Source organism: Rhizobium sp. F40D2 (assembly GCF_051810745.2).
GTDB lineage: Bacteria > Pseudomonadota > Alphaproteobacteria > Rhizobiales > Rhizobiaceae > Rhizobium.
Window position 1 is genome coordinate 749,164 of the sequence record NZ_CM131436.1, and the last position, 15,293, is coordinate 764,456.

General features: G+C 55.8%; 11 protein-coding genes and 1 pseudogene. 9 read left to right on the plus strand and 3 right to left on the minus strand.

The features are described 5' to 3' along the window. The first annotated feature begins 64 nt into the window (after positions 1-64). The gene (locus ACS4RS_RS03585; protein ID WP_439008683.1) at positions 65-1,459 is read left to right on the plus strand and encodes a hypothetical protein; all 1,395 of its coding nucleotides are present in this window, start codon (positions 65-67) and stop codon (positions 1,457-1,459) included. A 655-nt stretch (positions 1,460-2,114) separates the two neighbouring features. Here ACS4RS_RS03585 and fcl read toward each other — a convergent pair. The 3 genes from fcl to ACS4RS_RS03600 all read right to left on the minus strand — a co-directional run bounded on the left by fcl (position 2,115) and on the right by ACS4RS_RS03600 (position 5,375). Continuing rightward, complete coding sequence (gene fcl, locus ACS4RS_RS03590; RefSeq protein ID WP_449313882.1) at positions 2,115-3,065, minus strand: GDP-L-fucose synthase; 951 nt, start codon at positions 3,063-3,065, stop codon at positions 2,115-2,117. Next, a complete protein-coding gene (gene gmd / locus ACS4RS_RS03595) occupies positions 3,066-4,127 on the minus strand; it encodes a GDP-mannose 4,6-dehydratase (protein ID WP_439008682.1) in 1,062 nt (353 codons plus the stop codon). It abuts the gene before it with no gap. Positions 4,128-4,337: 210 nt separating this feature from the next. Further along, positions 4,338-5,375 (minus strand): acyltransferase family protein, encoded by a 1,038-nt coding sequence (locus ACS4RS_RS03600; RefSeq protein WP_439008681.1) that lies wholly within the window; start codon positions 5,373-5,375, stop codon positions 4,338-4,340. Between the two features lie 338 nt (positions 5,376-5,713). Between ACS4RS_RS03600 and cysD the strand changes: the two are divergent. The 8 genes and pseudogenes from cysD (at position 5,714) to ACS4RS_RS03640 (ending at position 15,293) form a co-directional block, all read left to right on the plus strand. Next, positions 5,714-6,617: pseudogene (gene cysD / locus ACS4RS_RS03605) on the plus strand (sulfate adenylyltransferase subunit CysD). Then, positions 6,617-8,512: a sulfate adenylyltransferase subunit CysN gene (gene cysN, locus ACS4RS_RS03610; protein WP_449313883.1), complete on the plus strand. Its 1,896-nt coding sequence runs from the start codon at positions 6,617-6,619 to the stop codon at positions 8,510-8,512. The pseudogene cysD and the gene cysN overlap by 1 nt, the downstream one beginning before the upstream one ends. A gap of 4 nt (positions 8,513-8,516) precedes the next feature. Then, entirely contained in the window at positions 8,517-9,317 is an 801-nt protein-coding gene (cysQ, locus tag ACS4RS_RS03615) for a 3'(2'),5'-bisphosphate nucleotidase CysQ (RefSeq protein ID WP_439008679.1), read from the plus strand. 257 nt (positions 9,318-9,574) lie between these two features. Beyond that, positions 9,575-10,243 (plus strand): sulfotransferase family 2 domain-containing protein, encoded by a 669-nt coding sequence (locus ACS4RS_RS03620; RefSeq protein ID WP_439008678.1) that lies wholly within the window; start codon positions 9,575-9,577, stop codon positions 10,241-10,243. Positions 10,244-10,428: 185 nt separating this feature from the next. Beyond that, the gene (locus ACS4RS_RS03625) at positions 10,429-11,289 is read left to right on the plus strand and encodes a tyrosine-type recombinase/integrase (RefSeq protein ID WP_439008560.1); all 861 of its coding nucleotides are present in this window, start codon (positions 10,429-10,431) and stop codon (positions 11,287-11,289) included. 12 nt (positions 11,290-11,301) lie between these two features. Next, complete coding sequence (locus ACS4RS_RS03630) at positions 11,302-12,477, plus strand: IS91 family transposase (protein WP_439008677.1); 1,176 nt, start codon at positions 11,302-11,304, stop codon at positions 12,475-12,477. Between the two features lie 388 nt (positions 12,478-12,865). Next, a protein-coding gene (locus ACS4RS_RS03635) for an IS630 family transposase (RefSeq protein ID WP_439008676.1) occupies positions 12,866-13,814 on the plus strand; the annotation gives its coding sequence in 2 pieces (ribosomal slippage) (positions 12,866-13,201 and positions 13,203-13,814; 948 coding nt in all). Positions 13,815-14,444: 630 nt separating this feature from the next. Continuing rightward, positions 14,445-15,293 (plus strand): ABC transporter permease, encoded by an 849-nt coding sequence (locus ACS4RS_RS03640; RefSeq protein ID WP_439008675.1) that lies wholly within the window; start codon positions 14,445-14,447, stop codon positions 15,291-15,293.

Consider the following 15,293-nt stretch of genomic DNA (forward strand, 5'->3'; position numbering starts at 1 on the left):
CCAAGATAGCAATAGATCAGGCCCGTATGTTGTATTGATACTTAATGCTCGGTCGGGAGGCTAGATGGGTGGCATTGGCATTAATTCGGATGGCGATTGCAGCACGCAAAGTGGCGCTCATGAAAGGCTGATATGTGAACTGCGCCGCGCGGCAGCTACATCTGCCATCGGCAGTGCCGTTCGCCTATCGTTGGATGAGGAGCTACCTTATGGCGAGCGGGCTGTCCGCTGGTACGACATGATCACCTTTGCTGCCGCGATGAAGAAAAACGGCACCGTGGCAAGCTATTGCGAGCATCATCCTCATCTGGACATTGACATCTCCGCCTCTGGCCGCGTCACCCTTCTTGGAATGCCTGCAATCAACATTGGCGGAGTATCCGCGCCAGCGGTCGGTTCTCCGGCCAGCTCATCGAACGTTTCCGTGTCGCAACAGTCCGATGTGTCTGCAACCGCGAAGGGGTCGTTTACCCCCGCGCCTCCGCCGATCGCCTCAGTACTGTCCCTTATCGTCAGAGAATTGAATGGAAAGGTTCTGGGCTACCATGAGCTTGGAGCCGTTGTGGCTTCGGGCCTAGGTTACCCACCTGCCCACGCGAAAACAGATGGCACGCCAACGGGGGAGCCGAGCTATCAGCGTACCTTCGCCTCCGCCCTGACGAAACTGGTCAACGAAAAGCTCGTCGAGCGTCGGGGAAAGCTCCTGCACCTCGGCTACGATGTAGCGAGCCGTTTGAAATCCGGACAGGTCAAACTTCCCGTGATGGAAGAACCGAAGGTGAAGCCTCCAAAGCCTCCGAAGCCGCAGGCTTCTCCTACAGCGCCGAAGGCGAACAACAAGCGTGAGCTTCCCGTCGCTCGGATTAGCGGGCAGTCCCGTGTGCCCGGCAACCTGGACACAATGTCAATGCCGGATCTTCTGATTCTCTGGAAGAACGCGCTTCGAATTATTGGAGATCCCAAGCAGAAGACAAGCCATGCCAGCGCGCAAGCTGCCGTTGTAAAGGTTACAAAGGAATGGGAACGCCGCGGATCATCGACCACCAACGCCAAAATCTTCAAGTGGCCGACAACGGTCGCCAATGGAGGCAACGGTCGGCTAGGGCTCGAAAAGTCGCAGTCCGAGGGCATGCTGTCCTACCTTGAATACCGGGTGGGCCACACCCACGGCGAGCCCGCTCAGGTCAGGCAGGCGATCTTGCGCCGTGTGTTTGAGGCGACACTGCCACCTGTGTTCGACCGTGCGTACATGTTGGAATGGGGCCCGAACGGATCGTCTGTCCGGCTCCAGAAGATGGCCGTGTCGATCGCGGCGTTCTGCAGGAACAGCAAGCGGCGGAAAGACGGGTCGCGGGAGGATGCGATTCGTGAGTGGGAACAAGATTTGGATTTTCTCCATCGCCACTTTTACGTCGGCCAATGTAACTTCGGGTTCGCTTGGCCGACATCCAAAATCTAGCGTCGCGGTTAACTGGCAGAAGCCCTCTACCGCTTCGCCAATGGCATTGGTCTGTATGAGAAAGATCTTCTCTACACAGTGTTCTTGGAGAAGACTGCATCCGCCTTCCGCGCTCGACACGACACATTCGGTCAGCAACCGGCGCGTCGTTCCGGATGGCGATACCGCTCGCTTGAAGGCGCTTGCCGACTACCTCTGGAACGCCGAAGGACGCAAAGTGTGAGGAGGAATTTACGTGGTTCGCAAGGCGATGGCTAAATCACAGCTTCGCGCCCGAACGCGGAAATTATTTCCGGTGTAGCCTCCTGTTGACTGAGGCCCTAAGCCAGGGCACAAAGGTGGCATCCATGGTCGCTCGCGATGGGAAAACAGAGGGAATTTCAAAGCTTTTCCGCTAAGCTATTGAAATTATGTGAGAATCCAGGTTCCCCAGCCAAATATTTTTCGCTGGTCAAACATTATTGAATCCAGGCGGAGAAGATTTCCCGCGCGGCTTTCCGTGTTCGAGCGGCTCTGGAAATGGACAGGAAACGCCTGCCTGCAATGGGCTGATGGATCACACCCTCACTCGCATGTTGCCCAGGCGCCAGCCCTGCGACACCCTCTGTGTCGCGGAGATCGACGCAGGAATAAATGCTGGTTCGCCGGCCTGATATCAGACCGGTAGGTCGGACGTATTCTCGAACTCCAGAAACCAGGCGTAAGTGGCTGCAATTCCGTCCTCGAGCGAGATGCGCGGCTTCCAGCCCATGTCCTGCAGTTTCTGATTGCTCATCAACTTGCGCGGCGTGCCATCGGGCTTGGAAAGATCGTGAATGATCTCCCCCTCGTAACCGACAACGCGGCAGACCAAACGCGTCAATTCGATAATTTCGAGATCTGTCCCCGAGCCGACATTGACGTGCTGCGAGCCCGAATATGTCTTAAGAAGAAACACCAGAGCGTCGGCGCAGTCTTCGACGTGCAGAAACTCCCGGCGCGGAGTTCCCGTGCCCCAGACCATCATGTGTGGGTCTTTGCGAAGTTTCGCAGCGTGCGCCTTGCGGATAAGCGCCGGCAGCACGTGGCTGGAATTCAGGTCGAAATTATCGCCCGGGCCATAGAGATTGGTCGGCATGGCCGAAATATAATCGCGGCCGTATTGCTTACGATAGGCTTCCGCAAGTTTGATACCGGCGATCTTGGCGACCGCGTACCATTCGTTGGTCGGCTCGAGTTCACCGGTCAACAGAGCCTCTTCGGGAATCGGTTGCGGGGCAAGCTTGGGATAAATGCAGCTCGACCCCAGGAACAGCAGCCGGTCCACTCCGCCCCGATGGGCAGCTTCGAAGATATTCGCTTCGATAATCAGATTGTCGTAGATGAATTCTGCGGGATAGCTGTCATTGGCGAGGATACCGCCAACCTTGGCAGCCGCGAGAATGATCGCGTCGGGTCTGTTTGCTTCAACAAATTTCTCGACCTCGTCCTGCCGCTTCAAGTCAACCTCACGGCGCGTGGCCGTGATGACGTTGCAGTCTTCGGATTGAAGCCGGCGCACAAGAGCACTGCCGACCATACCGCGATGACCGGCAACCCAGATCTTCTTGTTGGACAAGTCGTACACTCAAATCTCTTTCCGGCTGTTCAGGGCCTTCCAGTGCTTGACATCTTCGCGCACCATTTCGGCGGCGAGCTCACGAACGGGGGTCTTGTGCTGCCAGCCCAGCTTCTGACGTGCCTTGGTCGGATCACCAAGCAGAAGGTCGACTTCCGTCGGGCGGAAATACCGCGGGTCGATTTCCACAAGGCAGGCACCGGACGCGGAGTCATAACCCTTTTCGTCGACGCCGGAGCCCTTCCATTCCAAAGCAATGCCCACGTCGGCAAAAGCCCACTCGACAAACTGGCGGACACTCGTCGTCTCGCCCGTTGCCAAGACGTAGTCATCCGGCTTGTCCTGCTGCAGCATGCGCCACATACCCTCGACATATTCACGTGCGTGGCCCCAGTCACGCTTGGCGTCGAGATTGCCGAGGAAGAGCTTATCCTGCCGCCCCAGATGGATGGCAGCCACCGCCATCGTGATCTTGCGCGTGACGAAGGTTTCGCCGCGAAGCGGGCTTTCGTGATTGAAAAGAATGCCGTTGGATGCGTGCATGCCATAGGCCTCGCGATAATTCACGACGATCCAGTAGGCATAGAGCTTGGCGGCGGCATAGGGAGAGCGCGGGTAGAAGGGCGTTTTTTCGCTTTGCGGCACTTCCTGTACAAGACCGTAGAGTTCCGAGGTCGACGCCTGGTAGAATCGGGTTTTTTCCTGGAGTCCCAGGATACGGATCGCTTCGAGCAACCTCAACGTCCCGACGCCATCGGCATCCGCCGTATATTCAGGCGTTTCGAAGCTGACACCCACATGGCTTTGTGCGGCAAGATTGTAGATTTCATCGGGCTGCGTCTGCTGCACGATCCGCAGCAGGTTGGTCGAGTCGATCATATCGCCATAGTGGAGAATGAAGCGAGGATGTACCTCATGCGGATCCTGATAGATATGCTCGATGCGGCCGGTATTAAAAGACGAAGACCGCCGCTTGATACCGTGCACCGTATAGCCTTTGCTCAGAAGCAATTCGGCGAGATAGGCACCATCCTGACCAGTCACCCCGGTTATAAGCGCAGTTTTCGTCATTTTTTCACATCGTCTTTCGATACAAGCATCGGATCGTGTTTATGGAAACGACCGAACGAGTGCAACCCCCATGTGACCGTGGCAAGGCCGGCGAAATGAGCATCGTCGATCTCTTCGGTTGACGCGGGACCGGCAAAAGGTGCAGGCGGGTGAACGCCCTCAACCCGCCGCTGCGGAATTTCTTTCCGAACTACCAGAAATCGCCTGACCCTAGTTTGCGGACTGTGGAGCGTCTCCCATTTTCATCAGTGTCGAGGATCTGGCGAGCGTGCCTCCAAGCTTCTTTGCCGGCACCTCCACCCATCTATTTAAGGCGAACGCCCCTACCGAGGTCACAAGGATCGTCAATACCGTTGCTGTCCAGCCGGAAGAGAAATGCCTTGCAACGATAATGGCAGCCGGATGGACCAGGTAAAGCGAATAACTCATCTTTCCGAGATAAACGGCAATGCGGTTTTCAAACAGAAGCTTGCTTATTAATGACCGACCAGAGCAGATCAGGACGCTGGTGAGGACGGTCCACACGAGTATCCGCTGCTCAAATATCTGCGGAGCCAGCGCAACCGCTGCAGCAATTACCACTGGCACAAGAGCACCCACTCGGAAAACTGTCCACGAGCTGCATATCTCCCAGTATCGGAAGACAACAACGCCGGCCACAAAGCAGATGGAAAACGGTATCGGAGACCACAACCAAGCCTCAGGCGGCTCTACGGCGTGCGGAAGGAAAAGTAGCAACGACAACGATGCTGCTAATAGCGTAAGCGGGCCTAGTGATTTCCGGGAGATGTTCACCATGAGTGGCAATAGCAGATAAAATAGCATTTCAATGCTAAGCGTCCATTCAACGCCAATAGCATTGTTAGCCTGCGTGACGTCCAACCAGTTCAGGAATGTCAGATGCAGAAGCAAACTTGTGGTATCGAACTTCGCATGAAAATGCTCTGCCCAGTACGACCCACCCAGTGAGAACGCAACCATCAACATCACGTAATATGCAGGAGCTATCCTGAAGAGGCGCTTGATGGCATAGCTCACCGGAGAAAAGGCTCGCTCCAGCGACAGGCTTATCGAGAACGCCGATATGACGAAAAACACGATGACGCCGCTTGGGCCGAGCAAGAGCAAATACTCCAACCAATAAGGCAGGTTGGGCAGGAAGGCAGCCGCGACATGTGTCGCCATCACAGCTGTGGCCGCACACCCCCGGATGCCTGTGAGGAAGTGAAGCTCATCGTTCTTTTGCATCTGCAAGTCTGCCTGCCTCCGACGTGCTGAAACGCTTAGCAAACGATCTGCAGAACATCAATATCACGTGACTTGTTCTATTGGCCTTGGTGGATATCTACCGAGAATCCTGGCCGTAGAGCAGTGACAATGTACCTAACTGTTCGCTCTGGTTACGTGCCCATGAAGGCAACAGCCGGCGATGCTGACGAGAGAGACCACGGTTAGCGTGTGCCAGCAGTAGTCATGACGACTGGATACGAGCAAATCAGGGTTGCGCTCTGCTTACATAGTTCTTTGACCCATGGAGGCTATTGAGCTAGGGAGAGCGGTCTTCGTTTCGTCAAAAGGAAGTTCTTGTGACCCAGGCCTCACATTTAGACAGGCTCGAAGCAGAAGCCATTCATGTGCTTCGTGAGGTTGCGGCTACCTGCAAGAAGCCGGTGATGCTCTACTCGATCGGGAAAGATTCCGTCCGTTCTGACGCATCTTGCTTACAAAGCCTTTTACCCCGCGAGGCCCCCTTTCCCCTTCCTACATGTCGACACCACTTGGAAATTCCGCGAGATGATTGAGTTTCGTGACCAGACGGCGAAGACGCTGGGCTTCGACCTGATCGTGCACATCAACCCGGATGGCCTCAGCGACGCCGTGGATCCGTTCGTTCATGGTTCAAGCCACCACACCCATGTCTGGAAAACGCTCGGCCTGAGACAAGCCCTAGATATGTACCGTTTTGATGCGGCCTTCGGCGGCGCCCGGCGCGATGAGGAGAAGTCGCGAGCCAAGGAACGGATATTTTCATTTCGAAATCAGGAACACAGCTGGGATCCCAAGAAACAGCGTCCTGAGATGTGGAAGACCTACAATACCAAGGTGAATGCCGGGGAGTCGATTCGGGTATTCCCTCTGTCTAATTGGACTGAACTGGACGTCTGGCAATATATCATGCGGGAAGCCATCCCGATCGTCCCGCTTTATTTCGCCGCTGCGCGACCGGTTGTGGAAAAGGATGGCCTGCTCATTCTTCAGGATGACGATCGGATGCCGGAGAAAATGCGCCGCCAGGTAGTAGAGAGGATGGTACGCTTCCGATCATTGGGATGCTACCCACTCACAGCCGCGATTGAATCAGACGCGGCTAGCCTCGAGGCGATCGTGCAGGAAATGCTTGTAACTCATTCCTCCGAAAGGGAGGGGCGCCTAATTGACAAGGATGAGGCAGACTCGATGGAGAAGAAGAAGCGTGAGGGATACTTCTGATGACCTCAATTGCAAATCAATACGGGACCCCCGATTTAAAGGCTTATCTCGACCAGCAAGAACGGAAAAGCTTCTTACGTTTCCTAGCATGCGGCTCCGTTGACGATGGAAAATCGACCCTCATCGGGAGACTGTTGCTTGAGACAAAATCGTTGTACGAGGATCAAATTGTTAGCCTCACGAGCGATAGCAAACGCCACGGAACCGCGAACGGTGAACTGGACTACGCCCTCTTGCTAGACGGACTCGAGGCCGAGCGGGAACAGGGTATCACGATCGACGTCGCCTACAGGTTCTTCTCGACCGCGCAACGGAAGTTCATCGTCGCGGACACACCGGGACATGAAGAATATACCAGAAACATGGCGACGGGCGCATCAACGGCGGATCTGGCCGTCGTGCTGGTGGATGCGCGCCAAGGCATCCTCACGCAGACAAAACGGCATACGTATATCGCGGCATTGCTTGGAATTCGGCACGTTATTCTGGCCGTTAACAAGATGGACCTGATAGGATACGATCAGGCTGGCTTCCGGACGATCGCATCCGCGTACGACCAGTTCGTAGAGGGTCTGGGATCTGAGTCAATCTGCACAGTTCCGGTATCCGCCAGGGTTGGAGACAATATTGTCGAGAGATCGGCACATACACCGTGGTATTTGGGCAAAACGCTTCTTGAGCAACTCGATACCGTTTCCATCGACCCAGCGGTTGAAAGCAGGCCCTTTCGTTTTCCTGTACAACTTGTTGTTCGCCCCGATCTCGATTTCAGAGGTTTTGCAGGACAGGTCGCCTCGGGCAAAATCACCGTCGGTGATGCGCTGGTGGTCGCGAAGTCTGGCCGGAGTTCGCGACTCAAGCAGATCGTGACGAAAGACGGCCTTCGCGAGGAAGCGCGTGAAGGCGATGCGGTAACCCTTGTTCTTGATGATGAAATCGATGTCTCTCGGGGAAACATTCTGGTGTCGCCTGACAGCCGCCCGCATGTGGCCGACCAGTTTCAGGCGCATTTGATTTGGTTCGATCATAGCCCGATGATACCTGGGCGTAGCTACATTCTACGGACGGAGACAGACACCGTGAGTGTCAGCATCACGAATCTAAAATACGAACTGAACATCAATACCCTCGCCCATGATGCGGCGAAATCGCTTCCAATGAACGGCATCGGTGTCTGCAATCTTTCTCTGTCGAACTCGATTGTGTTCGATGCCTATAGAGAAAATCGCACTACCGGCAGCTTCATCCTTCTTGATCGGTTCACCAATGCCACTGTTGGCGCGGGTCTGATCGACTTCCCGCTTCGGCGGGCGTCGAATATCCACCTGCAATCAACCAGTCTCGCCAAAAAACAGCGCTCGGAAATGAAGGCGCAGAAACCCTCCATTTTGTGGTTCACAGGCCTTTCGGGATCCGGAAAGTCCACGATCGCAAATCGAGTAGAATCAATTCTCCATGCAAAGGGCAGACATACCTACCTCTTGGATGGAGATAACGTGCGGCACGGATTGAACCGCGATCTTGGTTTCACCCAGGAAGACCGCGTTGAAAACATCCGTCGGGTGGCTGAGGTTGCGAAGTTGATGGTTGACGCCGGTTTGATCGTGCTTGTTGCCTTCATCTCCCCTTTCGCCGCAGAGCGGAGGCTTGCCCGAGATCTCATGGAGGACGGGGAGTTCTTAGAAGTCTTCATTGATACGCCAATTGAGGAATGCGCGCGCAGAGATCCCAAGGGTCTGTACAAGAAGGCACGGGCCGGCGAGATTAAAAACTTCACCGGGATCAACTCGCCTTATGAACCTCCGGCGGAACCCGACATCCACGTTCAAACACTCAATCGGGACATTGACGATATGGCACTTCAGATCGTTGAATTCCTGACGAAAAGAGGCTGATTGGGTGCGTGACCTTTTGGATGATCTCGAGGATTTGGCCTTGCTGGCAGGTAAGGTCATCATGTCTGTTTATGCTGGCGAAATTGAATCGCGTAGCAAAGCCGATGCTTCGCCGGTGACCGAGGCCGATGCTCGTGCAGAAGCGATCATCCTCGACGGTTTGCGCACTCGATATCCTCTCATTCCTATTGTTGCGGAGGAGGAGTGCTCTTGCGGGCGACTACCAAGCGAACTCGGCAACCGGTTCTTCCTTGTGGATCCGCTCGACGGCACAACGGAATTCATCAATAGGCGGGGCGAGTTTACCGTCAATATCGCCCTGGTCGAAAACGGCATTCCTTCGGCGGGCGTTGTATATGCTCCGGCCCTTGGCAAATTGTATCTGGGCAGCGGACGAATTGCACAGAAACGCATGATTGACGCGTCCGGTCGTCGCGGCGACAGCTCACCCGTTAAAGTGCGGGGGAAGTGTGAGGAACTGACTGCCGTCGCCAGCCGCTCGCATTCTGATCCGACGACAGAGACGTGGCTCGGGCGGATGGGCGTACGCGCTACGGTGTCTGTCGGGTCTTCATTGAAATTCTGCCTAGTGGCGGAAGGTGAAGCCGACGTCTATCCTCGACTCGGGCGGACCATGGAATGGGACACCGCGGCGGGACACGCCGTTCTCCTTGGAGCAGGTGGATCGGTTACCTGCCTTAATGGCAAGGCGCTCACATACGGCAAGCGGAATCAGGCCGTTGATGCCGATTTCGCCAATCCGCACTTCGTCGCCAGCAGCAAGCCACGCCGAGACCGCATGTAAGGCGCACGGCTTCTTGGCGAAAGGCCTTGGCGTTATGGCATAGAACGAGTCGAAGTTTTTATCCACACCCCCGCCGGGTCGGTTCTGAGTGGTAATTGACGTACGGTGATCTTTTTCCGCGGAGCGACAACTGGTACCTATTAGGGAATAAGGCTGCAGAAAATGAACAGTTCTCTGCACGGCCGGCATGAGAAAATATTCGATCGCAAGATTATTCTACACGCGGGCAAACGCGCTCGTAAGACAGGACCAGACGCATGAAAATCCAGCGAAACTTCATTGAAAGCCTCTCCCCCCGCCTAGGCCTGAAGATGATCTTCATTCATACGCCCAAGTGCGGCGGAAGCTTCGTGGAAAAGGCGTTCGGCGAGCGCCGCTTCGCGTGTCCGTCAATCCAATGGGAGGAGGCGAGAGGTCACCGAACCTATCTAGAGTACCGGGATATTTTTAGCGGACGGGGACAAGACCTTCACGACTACGTGCTATTCACCGTCGTCCGCAATCCCTGGGACTGGCATTTATCGTGGTACAATTATGTGTCCAAGGATACGGATGCGAAAGCTTCGGGCATGGCTGTGGAGCACCGCCAAATCAAGGATCTGAGTTTTTCGGATTATCTCAAATGGCTCGACGACGTTGATGCGGAACGCTCGAAAGACGACTACATGAGGAAGCAGGTTAGCGACTGGATCATCGATGAGAATGGCACCTTGGCGATCGAAAACGTTTTGAGACAGGAGCAACTTGAGGACGATCTCAAGCTGCTGCGGGCAAAATACCGCTTGAGGCTGAACATTGCCTTCGGCGAGCGCGTCAATTCCTCCCGCGAGACCGAGGACTATCGCTTGGCCTACACGGACGAAGATGCGGAACGCATTGCCCATCGGCACGCGCGTGACGTGGATTTGTTTGGTTACGAGTTCTAATCACGCACGGTCTTCGAGTGCGAGGCCCAGTACACAGTACAGGTGACTAGAGCGGTTCATCGCTTATCGGAATCGGCAGGGATTGAACGAAGCCGCTTTCGCGGCATTTGGAGGATCTGATTGCATGAAGCGCTCCTGATTGAAGGAATGGGCTGTTTTGCCCAACCTTCAATCAGGAGATGACGATGACGGAGATGAGCCCTCTACGCCGGCGCATGATCGATGACATGACGATCCGCAATCTTTCGCCAGCAACGCAACGATCGTATTTACATGCGGTAACGAAGTTCTCGCGCTATTTCGGGCGATCGCCAGACCGTCTTGGACTGGAAGACGTGCGCGCGTTTCAGGTGCATCTGGTTTCATCGGGCCTATCATGGCCAGCCTTGAACCAGACAGTTTGTGCCCTGCGGTTCTTCTTTGGCGTCACGCTTGGTCATGGCGAGATACCGGAGCGCATTGCCTATGCCCGGACACCGGCCAAGCTGCCGACGATCCTCAACGGCGACGAGATCGTGCGGTTTCTGGAAGCCGTTCCAAGCCTGAGGACCCGTACCGCACTGACGACAGCGTATGCGGCGGGGCTGCGCGCCTCGGAAGCTGTCCATCTCAAGGTCCGCAACATTGATGGCGAACGCGGCATCATCCGCGTCGAGCATGGCAAGGGCGGAAAGGATCGCAACGTCATGCTGTCAGCGCAGTTGCTCGCGATCCTGCGGGTCTATTGGCGGCTGGCGAGACCCGAGGTCTGGCTGTTTCCGGGTCGGGACGAGACCAAGCCCATCGACGTCCAGGTTCTGTATTCTGCCTGCCGTTCGGCGTGCGCCGCGGCCGGCATCGACAAAAGGGTAACGGTGCATACGCTGCGCCACAGCTTTGCCACCCATCTTTTGGAAAGCGGAACCGACATCCGCATCATCCAAGTTTTGCTCGGCCACAACAATCTGTCCACCACGGCACGCTACACGAAGGTTTCCAATACCCTGATCCGCAGCACGACCAGCCCGCTCGACCGACTGACGCTGGAGGTGGTGCCGCCAAGCTGAGCAAGTTTCGCCATGGCGGCGGGACTGGAGGTGGCGGATATTTTTCGCCGCCACGGGGAAAGATATCGTCAAGCCCACGACACCCATCTCGGGCGTGTCGAACGCCGGGTCATGAGTGCGGTCGAGATGTGCCGGACCGCTCGCCTGGGCGGGCATGTCCAGCAATGTCAGGACTGCGCGGCGTTCCGCATCGCCTATAATTCCTGTCGCAACCGGCATTGCCCAAAGTGCCAGGGACAGGCGAGCCGTGACTGGCTTGCTGCCCGACAGGCCGACCTTCTGCCTGTCGGCTATTTCCACGTGGTCTTCACCCTACCGCAGCAGATCGCCGCAATTGCCTTCCAGAACAAAAATGCCGTTTACACGATCCTGTTTCGCGCCGTCGCCGAGACGTTGCGCAAGCTTGCTGCCGATCCCAGGCATCTGGGTGCAGAGATCGGCTTCATCGCGGTGCTGCACTCCTGGGGACAGAACCTCCATTTTCACCCTCATATCCACTGCATCGTGCCGGGCGGCGGATTGTCGGCGGACCAGTCCCGTTGGGTTCCCTGCCGGGCAAACTTCTTCCTGCCCGTGCGCGTTCTGTCATCCCTGTTCAGGCGGTTGTTTCTTGAAGAGCTGAAGCAGGCCTACGACCTGGACCAGCTTCGGTTCTTTGGCGATATCGCCGGCCTGGCCAATCCGGCGGCGTTCAATCACATTGTCAAAGAAACGCGGCGTGTCGCCTGGGTGGTCTATGCCAAGCCGCCATTTGCCGGACCCGAACAGGTGCTGGCCTATCTCGGGCGCTATACCCATCGCATTGCCATCTCCAATTCCCGCCTCGTCAGCATCGATGGCGATCGAGTCACATTCCGATGGAAGGACTATCGAACGGGCGGCAGGCAAAAGGTAATGACGCTCGATGCCCACGAGTTCATCCGCCGTTTCCTGCTTCACACCGTTCCGGACGGCTTTCACCGCATTCGTCATTATGGCCTGCTTGCCAATGGCCATCGGCAACTGAAGCTGGACCTGTGCCGAAGCCTGCTCGACGTCCCGCCGCCGGAACACCCGGTCGAAGAACCGGACACAAAGCCACCACCTTTGCTGCACCGCTGCTCCTGTTGCGGCGGAACCATGACGATCATCGGCGCGTGGACCCCGCTCCAGCCGGTACGTCGGCCAGCATGGAACGACAGTTCATGATCATACCACGCGCGCCATCATTGCAACGATCAGCGTCGGCATGCCGAAGAGCCGCGGTGCGAGTGCTTTGGCCAATCGTGCCCGAGCGACGTTTCGGTCGATGCAAACCAGCCGACAGGCGCGTCAAAGACACCGCAAATACCGGCAAGAATCTCCTTCCATACCTGTCCACGGGCTCCGGCAAGGCTCAACCCTGCAAAACGCCATCCACCGCTTCGGCTAAATCCCCATAGCGCCAAACAACCCGCGCCTTCGCTCAATCCGGCTTCAATGAGGTCCGATCAGTGAATGCCGCACGCACAGCGCCCGGACCTCACAGAACCCTCCAGATTCTCAAATCGGCAGAATTATGATTCAAGATGGTTGCTGGAGTAGGAGGCCAGCCTCCATGACGCGACCTTATTCGAATGATCTTCGTGAACGTGTAGTGGCTTCAGTTGCGGCCGGTCAGAGCTGCCGGGTGGTGGCGGATCGGTTCGACATTGCCGTGTCGTCTGTTGTGAAGTGGTCTCAGCGTTATCGGGCAACCGGCAGTGTGACCCCCGGCAAGATGGGCGGTCATCGTCGACGGATGCTTGAGCCGCATCGCGCCTTCATCCTGGAACGGATCGAACAGACATCACACCTGACGCTGCATCGGCTGAAGGACGAACTGGCCGCTCACGGTGTTATCGTCTCCCATAATGCCATCTGGCAATTCATGCGCCGGGAAGGCCTGAGCTTCAAAAAAAACGCTGTTCGCCCTTGAACAAGGCCGGGCCGACGTTGCCCGGCGCAGAGCACGTTGGAAGGCCTGGCAAGGTCGCTTCGATCCAAAGCGGCTGGTTTTCATCGACGAAACTTGGATCCGCACCAACATGGCGCCGTTGCGCGGCTGGGAGCCGAAAGGCAAAAGGCTGCGCGGCTTTGCACCCCATGGCCGCTGGCGCACGCTCACCTTCCTCGGTGCCTTGCGCTGCGACCAGATGACCGCACCCTGCGTCTTCGATGGCCCGATCAATGGCGAATGTTTCGACGCCTACGTCCGACAGCAGTTGATCCCGACCCTCAAGCCCGGTGACATCGTCATTCTCGACAATCTCGGCTCCCATAAGGCCAAGGCCATTCGCGATGCCATCAAGGCGGCCGGCGCCAGACTATGGTTCCTGCCGAAATATTCTCCCGATCTCAATCCGATCGAGCAGGCTTTTGCCGAGATCAAGCACTGGATGCGACAGGCCCAAAAACGAACCGTCGAGGACACTTGGCGCCATCTGGGATACCTCAGTGAAACCATCAAGCCAGACGAATGTGCAAACTATTTCGAAAACGCAGGATACGCTTCCGTCAAGACTTGAAACGCTCTAGCCTGTCCGGGGAGGACTAGCGGACCGGGGCAATTACGTGGTTGTTTTGCGTCTGTTTGAGCTAGGCGCTCCATCAGGATTTGGAGCTGTTGGCGATAACATGGTGCCGGCAACGCGCCATAAAGAACATGTGCTCCCGAGGTGCTGCCGGATCAGGCTTACTTCACCGCGCTGACGCCGATGCTGGCTGCAGCGTAACCTCGGCGGAAATCCACTTAACAAACGCCGGGCACTGTCCAGACAACCCGAGCCAACTCACACAAACCCTCCTCAGAAGGCGTGGGAAGACAAGCTTCCACACTTTTATTCCAGCTTCGCCTCATATTAGAAAAAAAGCTATGTTGCCCTAGCGTCAAAACGCGATTATGGAATGCCCGAATTGGTTGGGAACTGAATGGAATTATGAAGCAGGCGACCCAAGTAGGGCCACGGGGAGTTTCCGTGTTTCCTGGCTCAGGAAATTGGTTGCAGCCGGCGACCTTCTGTAAGTCCGTAAAACCTGTCGCTCAGCACAACAAACTGTCGGCGAGTCGCTTGTTTCGGTTATCGTAGAACGCTCTCCGGGGGCGCTCAAATGGCTGACAGATATTGACACCGTTTTGAAAAGGCTAATCCAAACCCATGCGTGACATCTCGACGGCTCACGGCCGCAAACGAGTGGTAATACGTCCCAAGACGAACTACACAATCGCCGACAACGTCAAAGATGTCTGGTTCAATCGAGATATAGCTTGGACGCTTGCCGTTCGCGAAATTCAGATCCGTTATAAGCAGTCAGTTATAGGTGTGGCTTGGGCAGTGCTTCAGCCACTGATGACGACACTGATTTTCACTTTGGTATTCGGCTTTCTTGTAAAGATTCCAAGTAATGGCGTGCCTTATCCGGTGTTTGTGATGTCGGGCCTACTGTTCTGGCAGTATATTAGCAAGGTTGCGGTTGAGTCATCCGGTTCACTCGTCAAAAACGAGGCGATTATTACGAAGGTATATTTCCCACGCCTAGTATTGCCGCTCGTGCCTGCGCTTTCCGCAGCCGTCGAGTTGGGAATTTCGCTCGTTATTTTGCTGTCGCTAATGCTTTTTTATGGTGTTGTGCCAACCGTGTACACTGTCTTTCTGCCTTTGGTTCTCCTCACAGGCGGCTTGCTTGGTTATGGTATCGGACTCCTGCTGTCACCAGTAAATGCGATTTACCGCGATGTTGGCATTGCCCTACCATTTTTTGTCCAAATCGCCATGTATTTGACCCCGGTTATTTATCCAGTGACCTTCGTTCCTCAAGCGTATCAGTGGATTTTTATGTTGAACCCTGTGGCGACGCTTCTCGACAGCGCCAGAGCGATGATACTTGGTAGTCCGTTTCCTTCAATTTACGCTTACGGGATTCTCTTGGGTTGGACAGGTCTCCTTTTAATCATTGGCTTTCGGACCTTCCGCAAGCTTGAGCTGACAATTGTTGATAGGATCTGA

Excerpts from the sequence above, each read along its gene's own strand:
- ACS4RS_RS03585 (WP_439008683.1), top strand. The coding sequence starts at position 65 with ATGGGTGGCATTGGCATTAATTCGGATGGCGATTGCAGCACGCAAAGT.
- gmd (WP_439008682.1), bottom strand. The coding sequence starts at position 4,127 with ATGACGAAAACTGCGCTTATAACCGGGGTGACTGGTCAGGATGGTGCC.
- ACS4RS_RS03600 (WP_439008681.1), bottom strand. The coding sequence starts at position 5,375 with ATGCAAAAGAACGATGAGCTTCACTTCCTCACAGGCATCCGGGGGTGT.
- cysN (WP_449313883.1), top strand. The coding sequence starts at position 6,617 with ATGACCTCAATTGCAAATCAATACGGGACCCCCGATTTAAAGGCTTAT.
- ACS4RS_RS03620 (WP_439008678.1), top strand. The coding sequence starts at position 9,575 with ATGAAAATCCAGCGAAACTTCATTGAAAGCCTCTCCCCCCGCCTAGGC.
- ACS4RS_RS03625 (WP_439008560.1), top strand. The coding sequence starts at position 10,429 with ATGACGGAGATGAGCCCTCTACGCCGGCGCATGATCGATGACATGACG.
- ACS4RS_RS03630 (WP_439008677.1), top strand. The coding sequence starts at position 11,302 with ATGGCGGCGGGACTGGAGGTGGCGGATATTTTTCGCCGCCACGGGGAA.
- ACS4RS_RS03640 (WP_439008675.1), top strand. The coding sequence starts at position 14,445 with ATGCGTGACATCTCGACGGCTCACGGCCGCAAACGAGTGGTAATACGT.